The organism is Xenophilus sp. (assembly GCF_044462705.1).
Classification (GTDB): domain Bacteria; phylum Pseudomonadota; class Gammaproteobacteria; order Burkholderiales; family Burkholderiaceae_C; genus Xenophilus; species Xenophilus azovorans.
Genome location: NZ_JBIQNC010000221.1, coordinates 1 through 7,433, shown reverse-complemented (window position 1 = coordinate 7,433; position 7,433 = coordinate 1). Strand labels below are relative to the sequence as shown.

The window sequence follows — 7,433 nt, the reverse complement described above, 5'->3', positions numbered from 1 at the left end:
CCTCTCGCTGCAGGGCAGGCACTCGCTGATGGTGGTGGAGCACGACATGCACTTCGTCCGCGCGATCTCGCGCAAGGTCACCGTGCTGTGCGACGGCGCGGTGCTGGCCGAGGGCACGCTCGACGAGGTGCAGAGCGACGAGCGCGTGATCGAGGTGTACCTGGGTAGATGACCATGCTGAACGTCAGAAACATCCACCAGTACTACGGCGGCTCGCACATCCTGCGCGACGTGAGCTTCGAGGCGCGGCCGGGCGAGGTCACGGTGCTGCTGGGGCGCAACGGCGTGGGCAAGACGACGCTGCTGAAGTCGCTGATGGGCCTGGTGCCCATCAAGAGCGGCAGCATCGAATTCGACGGCCGGCCGGTGCACGGGAAGACGCCCTACGAGCGCGCCCGCGCCGGCATGGGCTACGTGCCGCAGGGGCGCGAGATCTTCGCGCGGCTCACCGTCGAGGAGAACCTGCGCATGGGCCTGGCCTACCGCAGCGCCTCCACGCCGATCCCGCCGGCGCTGTTCGAACTGTTCCCGGTGCTCAAACAGATGCTGCACCGGCGCGGCGGCGATCTCTCGGGCGGGCAGCAGCAGCAGCTCGCCATCGCGCGCGCGCTGGCGCCGGGCCCGAAGCTGCTGATCCTGGACGAGCCCACCGAAGGCATCCAGCCCAGCATCATCAAGGACATCGGCCGCGTGATCCGCATGCTGGCCGGCCGCGGCGACATGGCGATCGTGCTGTGCGAGCAGTACTACGACTTCGCGCAGGAACTGGCCGACCACTACCTCGTGATGGAGCGCGGCGAGGTGATCGCCCGCGGCGATGGCAAGGACATGGAGGCCCGCGGCGTCCGCCAGCTGGTCGCCATCTGAGATTCCGGCTCGGCTCCTCTCCCCGCTGGGGAGAGGCTGGGTGAGGGGCCGCACGCCGATGGAAACGGCGCGTTTTCCAGCCACTGCCGCCGGCCCTCACCCCGACCCTCTCCCAGAGGGAGAGGGAGAAAGACAGAGAAGGCCTCAGGTCGACCAGATGCGCGGCGGCGGCCCGTCCTGCTGCCACAGCGCCGCGCGCCAGGCCGCGCGCACTTCGCGCAGCAGCAGCATCGCCGGCTCGGTCAGCGGCGCGAGCACGCGCACCACCACCACGCCGGGCTGCAGGGCGGTGGCGCCCGCGCTGTGCCGCAGCGGGCTGGCCTCGATGCGCTCGCGCGCCAGCGCCAGCGCCTGCTCCCGCAGCGCCCGCGCCGGCGGCGTGCCGCACAGCCAGAACAACGTGCCCAGGCAGCGCTGCCCGGCCAGGCCGAGCGGGCCGTCCATCAGGCGCGCGTCGCCCGCGTCGAGGTGCCCGCGCTCCAGCCAGCGGCCGGGCCACTCCAGGTGCTGGCGCAGCTGCCCGCGGGTGAAGGGCTGGCCGGCGGCGGGCAGGCCGAGCGCGGCGACGTCCCAGCCGATCAGCTCCGCGCCCTCGGCCAGCGTCAGCCGCAGTTCGTTGACGGCGTCGCAGCCGGGATAGCACAGCGCCTCCTGCGGCAGCCATTCGAGGCGCGCGCCGGCCTCCAGCGCCACCTCGGTGCGCTGGCGCGCCGGCTCGGCCTCGCAGCGGTAGAAGCGCGTGGCGCCCGGCGTGGTGATCAGCCCGTGCGCGCCCGGGCCGGCCTGCACGCGGATGTCCAGCGTGTCGCCGCCCACCAGGCCGCCCGGCGGGTGCACCAGCACGTTGTGGCAGACGGCGTCGCCTTCCGGGTAGAGGCTGCGCAGCAGCCGCAACGGCCCCTGGTGGCGGAAGTGCGCCACCGTGCGCGGGCCCTCCCGCCGATAGTCCAGTGCCAGCGAGGCGTGCCAGGGCATGGGAGCGACGCGGCGGTTCAGCCCGCCAGCAGGATGCGCTTCAGGTAGCGCCCGGTGTGGCTCGCCTCGCAGGCGGCCACCGTCTCCGGCGTGCCGGCCACCACCACCTGGCCGCCGCCGGCGCCGCCCTCGGGGCCCATGTCGATCACCCAGTCGGCGGTCTTGATGACGTCCAGGTTGTGCTCGATCACGACGATGGTGTTGCCCGCATCGCGCAGCTGGTGCAGCACTTTCAGCAGCAGCTCGATGTCGGCGAAGTGCAGGCCGGTGGTGGGCTCGTCCAGGATGTAGAGCGTGCGGCCGGTGTCGCGCTTGCTCAGCTCCAGCGCCAGCTTCACGCGCTGCGCCTCGCCGCCCGAGAGCGTGGTCGCGCTCTGGCCCAGCTTGATGTACGAGAGGCCGACTTGAAGCAGCGTGCGCAGCTTGCGCTCGATGGTGGGCACGGCCTGAAGGAACGCGTGCGCGTCCTCCACCGTCATGTCGAGGATCTGCGCGATGTTGCGGCCCTTGTACTGCACCTCCAGCGTCTCGCGGTTGTAGCGCTGGCCCTTGCACACCTCGCAGGGCACGTACACGTCGGGCAGGAAGTGCATCTCCACCTTCACCACGCCGTCGCCCTGGCAGGCCTCGCAGCGCCCGCCGGCCACGTTGAAGCTGAAGCGCCCGGGGCCGTAGCCGCGCTCCCTGGCGGTGTTGGTCTCGGCCATCAGCTCGCGGATCGGCGTGAACAGGCCCGTGTAGGTGGCCGGGTTGCTGCGCGGCGTGCGGCCGATCGGGCTCTGGTCGACGCTGATGACCTTGTCGAAGTACTCGATGCCCTCCACCGCCTCGTGCGGCGCCGGCTCCTCGTGGGCACGGTAGATGGTGCGCGCCACGGCGGCGTAGAGCGTGTCGTTGACCAGCGTGGACTTACCCGAGCCCGACACGCCCGTGACGCAGGTGAACAGGCCCACCGGGAAGCCGACGCTCACGTTCTTCAGGCTGTTGCCGGTGGCGCCGACGACGCGGATCTCCTGCAGCGCGCCCTGCGTCGCCAGGTGCCGCGCCTCTCGCTCGGCGCGGCGCTCGGCCGCCGGGCTGGGCGGGAACTTCGAGGCCTTCTTCTTCTCGGGCTCGTCCTTGCGCAGCACCGGCAGCCAGGGCGTGCGGCGCGTCGGCACCTCGATGCGGCGCGCGCCGCTGAGGTACTGGCCGGTCAGCGAGCCGGGGCTGGCCGCCACCTCGTCGTACGTGCCCTGCGCCATCACCTCGCCGCCGTGGATGCCGGCGCCGGGGCCCATGTCGATCACGTGGTCGGCGGCGCGGATCATGTCCTCGTCGTGCTCGACCACGATCACGCTGTTGCCGATGTCGCGCAGGTGCTTCAGCGTGCCGATCAGGCGGTCGTTGTCGCGCTGGTGCAGCCCGATGCTGGGCTCGTCCAGCACGTACATCACGCCGGTCAGGCCCGAGCCGATCTGCGAGGCCAGCCGGATGCGTTGCGCCTCGCCGCCCGAGAGCGTCTCGGCGCTGCGGTCCAGGCTCAGGTAGTTGAGGCCCACGTCGTTCAGGAAGCTCAGCCGCAGGCCGATCTCACGCACCACCTTGTCGGCGATCTCGGCCTTGGCGCCCTTGAGCTTGAGCGTCTGGAAGTAGGCCAGGCTGTCCTTGAGCGTGAGATGGCTCAGCACGTAGATGGGCATCCTCGCGGCTTCGCCCTCCCGCGTTTCGTCCACCAGGTAGACGTGCCGCGCCTCGCGCCGCAGCCGCGAGCCGCCGCAGTCGGGGCAGGGCTGCAGGTTGCGGAAGCGCGCCAGGTCCTCGCGCACCATCACCGAGTCGGTCTCGCGGTAGCGCCGCTCCATGTTGGGGATGATGCCCTCGAAGGGATGCTTCTTCGTCAGCTTGCGGCCGGCCGAGGCGCCGCTTTCCAGCGTGTAGCTGAACCTGATCTCCTCGCCGGCCGAGCCGTGCAGCACCACCTGCTGCACCGACGCGGGCAGGTTCTCGAAGGGCGTGTCGAGGTCGAAGCGGTAGTGCTTCGCCACGCTCTCCAGCATGCTGAAGTAGTAGCCGTTGCGCCGGTCCCAGCCCTTGATCGCGCCGCTGGCCAGCGAGAGCGAGGGAAAGGCCACCACCCGCGCCGGGTCGAAGAACTCGCGGTTGCCGATGCCGTCGCAGGTCGGGCAGGCGCCCACCGGCGAGTTGAAGGAGAACAGGCGCGGCTCCAGCTCGGCCAGCGAGTAGTGGCACAGGGGGCAGGCGAACTTGGCGTTGAAGAGGTGTTCCTTGGCAGCCGTTCGCGCCGAGCCAGCCGAAGCGCCGGCCCCGGCTTCGACAGGCTCAGCCCGAACGGTGTCGGGCGCATCCAGCTCCAGCGCGATGGCCCGTCCGTCGGCCAGCCGCAGCGCCGCCTCGAAGCTCTCGGCCAGGCGCTGCTGCATGTCGGGCCGCGCGCGCAGGCGGTCCACCACCACGTCGATGTCGTGCTTCTCGGTCTTCTTCAGCTTGGGCAGGTCGTTGTATTCGTAGGTCTGCCCGTCGACGCGGAAGCGCACGTAGCCGGCCGCCTGCATCTCGGCGAACAGCTCGAGGAACTCGCCCTTCTTGTCGCGCGCCACCGGGGCCAGGATCATCAGCCTGGGTTCGTCCGGTAGCGCCAGCACGGCATCGACCATCTGCGAGACGGTCTGCGCCTGCAGCGGCAGCTCGTGGTCGGGGCAATAGGGCGTGCCGGCGCGGGCGTACAGCAGGCGCAGGTAGTCGTGGATCTCGGTGACGGTGCCGACCGTGGAGCGCGGGTTGTGGCTGGTGGCCTTCTGCTCGATGCTGATGGCCGGCGACAGGCCCTCGATCAGGTCCACGTCGGGCTTGTCCATGAGCTGCAGGAACTGCCGCGCATAGGCCGAGAGGCTTTCCACGTAGCGCCGCTGGCCTTCCGCATACAGCGTGTCGAAGGCCAGGCTGGACTTGCCCGAGCCCGACAGGCCGGTGATCACCACCAGCCTGTTGCGCGGGATGTCCAGGTCGACGTTCTTCAGGTTGTGCGTGCGCGCGCCGCGGACGCTGATGCGCTGCTGCGCCAGCACGCTGCCGAGGTAGGCGCTGTCTTGGGGGGCGTTCACGAAGAGAGGCCGGCGGTCGTTGCGGGGAACCGGACATGATAGACCGCCGGGCGGGTCAGCGCATCCCGTCGTCCGGTGGCGGTGGTGATGGCGGCGCCGGCCCGGCGATCGCGCCGGCCACCATGTGCGCGGCCAGCACCTCGTACAGCGGCCGGCCGATCATGCGCGAGACCAGGCTGGCCAGCATGGCGCTGGCCATCAGGCTCAGCACCATCGAGTGGCCGTCCACCATCTCCATCACGATGATGAAGGCCGTCAGCGGCGCCTGCGTCACGGCCGCCAGGAAGGCCGCCATGCCCATGGCGATGAGCGCCGGCGCCAGGTGCGGGTCGGCCAGGCCGGCCACCGCGTCGCCGATGCCCGCGCCGATGGACAGCGAGGGCGCGAAGATGCCGCCCGGCGCGCCCACCCAGGCCGTGACCCAGGTGGCGATGAACTTGAGCAGCGTGTACAGCGGCGTCAGCCCCTCCTGCCCGGCGAGCATGTGCTTGACCGCCTCGGAGCCGGCGCCGAAGGTCACCCCGCCGCTGACCAGGCCCATCACCGCGATCAGCAGCCCGCCCGCCGCCGCGAAGCGGATCGGCCAGCGCGCGCGCAGGGCGTTCAGGCGCTGCGGCGCGTTGGTCAGCGAGGCCGCCATCAGCCGCGAGAACACGCCGCCGGCCGCGCCCGCCGCCAGCGCCACCAGCAGGCCGGGGCCGGCCAGGCTCCAGCCCAGCGGCGGCACGCGGATCACGCCGAAGTAGCTCAGGTTGCCGTACACCGACACCGCCATCAGGCCGGCCAGCACGATGGCCGTGATGACCACCCCGCTGGCGCGCGCCTCCAGCCGCCCGGTCAGCTCCTCGATGGCGAACACGACGCCCGCCAGCGGCGCGTTGAAGGCCGCCGCGATGCCGGCCGCGCCGCCGGCCACCAGCAGGGCGCGCATGTCGATGGTCGAGCCCGGCGAGAGCCAGCGCCGGGCGTGCTGCATCACGCCGGCCGCCACCTGCACCGAGGGCCCCTCGCGGCCGATCGACAGGCCCGCGGCGAAGCCTGCCGCGCCCAGCCCGATCTTGGCCAGCGTGAGGCGCAGCGAGACGAAGCGCCCGCGCCGCTCGGGCGGCAGGGCCGGGTGCAGCGTGGCCTTGACCTGCGGGATGCCGGAGCCCGCCGCGCCCGGGAACCAGCGTCGCGTCGCCCAGACGATGCCGGCGGTGCACGCCGGCGTCCACAGCAGCACCAGCCAGGGGTGGCCCCGGTGGATGCGCTCGAACAGGCCGAAGGCCCAGTCCGACGCCAGCGTGAAGCCGACCACGGCCAGGCCCGCCAGCACCGCGTAGCCCAGCACGATGGCGCGGTCGATCCACGGGCGCCAGTTCGACAGCTCGCTGCGCAGGTTCTCGAGGACGTCGGGCTCGTGGTTCGAATGAGGCATCGCTGCGGCGGCATTGTGCCGGGCCGGGCGGCCGGCATCGGGCACAATGCCCGACTCTTCATTCCTTCCTCTTCCTTCAGATCATCAGGGGCAGTGCCATGGCATCGGTCAACAAAGTCATCCTCGTCGGCAACCTGGGGCGCGACCCCGAGACACGCACCTTCCCCAGCGGCGACCAGGTGACCAACGTGACGCTGGCCACCACCGACACCTGGAAGGACAAGCAAAGCGGCGAGAAGCGCGAGGCCACAGAGTGGCACCGCCTGGTGTTCAACGGCCGCCTGGCCGAGATCGCCGCGCAGTACCTGCGCAAGGGCTCGCAGGTCTACGTCGAGGGCCAGATCCGCAGCCGCAAGTACAACGACAAGGACGGCATCGAGAAGTCGGTCACCGAGATCCGCGTCGACCAGATGCAGATGCTGGGCAGCCGCCAGGGCCAGGGCGGCCCCTCGGGCGGCGACGACGGCTTCGGTGGCGGCGGCAGCTACGGCGGCGGCGGTGGTGGTGGTGGCTACGCCCGCTCCGCCCCGGCACCGCGCTCCGCGCCCGCCCCGCGCCCGCCGGCGCCCGCGCCGTCGAGGTCCTCCACGGGCTTCGACGACATGGACGACGACATCCCCTTCTGACCCTCGCTCCGGGCGGCGCGCCGCCGCCGCCGGCCGGCGGGCCGGAAGGGTCTGCGCATGCGGGTCTGCACGCCTTTCACCGTGCGCGGCCGCGGCCCTACACTGCGCCGCGCGCATGCCCCTGCTGACCTTTCTCGTCGAAGACAACCCCACCATCCGGGACAACCTGATCCCCACGCTGGCCGACCTGGCCGACGCGCCGGTGGTCGGCGTGGCCGAGACCGAGTCCGAGGCCACCGCCTGGCTGCGCGCGCATGCCGACACCTGGCACCTGGCGGTGGTCGACCTGTTCCTGCGCGAAGGCTCCGGCCTGGGGGTGCTGGGCGCCTGTGCCCGGCGGCAGCCGCACCAGCGCGTGGTGGTGCTCACCAACTACGCCACGCCCGACATCCGCGCCCGCTGCCTGGAGCTGGGCGCCGACGCGGTGTTCGACAAGTCCAA

6 protein-coding genes and 1 pseudogene are annotated in these 7,433 nt (G+C 71.7%); 4 read left to right on the top strand and 3 right to left on the bottom strand.

What is annotated here, in order from left to right; genetic code table 11:
- Both ACIY1X_RS22760 and urtE read left to right on the top strand, forming a co-directional pair.
- Positions 1 to 172, top strand: a pseudogene (locus tag ACIY1X_RS22760) (ABC transporter ATP-binding protein); the annotation flags it as partial.
- 2 nt (positions 173 to 174) lie between these two features.
- Positions 175 to 867, top strand: a complete 693-nt coding sequence (urtE, locus tag ACIY1X_RS22755) for an urea ABC transporter ATP-binding subunit UrtE (RefSeq protein WP_399685015.1) — start codon at positions 175 to 177, stop codon at positions 865 to 867.
- Positions 868 to 1,011: 144 nt separating this feature from the next.
- Here the strand turns inward: urtE and ACIY1X_RS22750 are convergent, their stop codons facing one another.
- The 3 genes from ACIY1X_RS22750 to ACIY1X_RS22740 are packed head-to-tail and all read right to left on the bottom strand — an operon-like array spanning position 1,012 to position 6,366.
- Positions 1,012 to 1,842, bottom strand: coding sequence for an urease accessory protein UreD (locus ACIY1X_RS22750; protein WP_399685012.1), 831 nt, complete (start codon positions 1,840 to 1,842; stop codon positions 1,012 to 1,014).
- A 17-nt stretch (positions 1,843 to 1,859) separates the two neighbouring features.
- A complete protein-coding gene (gene uvrA, locus ACIY1X_RS22745) occupies positions 1,860 to 4,946 on the bottom strand; it encodes an excinuclease ABC subunit UvrA (RefSeq protein WP_399685010.1) in 3,087 nt (1,028 codons plus the stop codon).
- Positions 4,947 to 5,001: 55 nt separating this feature from the next.
- Positions 5,002 to 6,366: a chloride channel protein gene (locus ACIY1X_RS22740; RefSeq protein WP_399685008.1), complete on the bottom strand. Its 1,365-nt coding sequence runs from the start codon at positions 6,364 to 6,366 to the stop codon at positions 5,002 to 5,004.
- A 98-nt stretch (positions 6,367 to 6,464) separates the two neighbouring features.
- Between ACIY1X_RS22740 and ssb the strand changes: the two genes are divergently transcribed.
- A complete protein-coding gene (ssb, locus tag ACIY1X_RS22735; RefSeq protein ID WP_399685006.1) occupies positions 6,465 to 6,992 on the top strand; it encodes a single-stranded DNA-binding protein in 528 nt (175 codons plus the stop codon).
- 115 nt (positions 6,993 to 7,107) lie between these two features.
- A partial coding sequence (locus tag ACIY1X_RS22730) for a response regulator (protein ID WP_399685003.1) occupies positions 7,108 to 7,433 on the top strand: 326 nt, incomplete at its 3' end.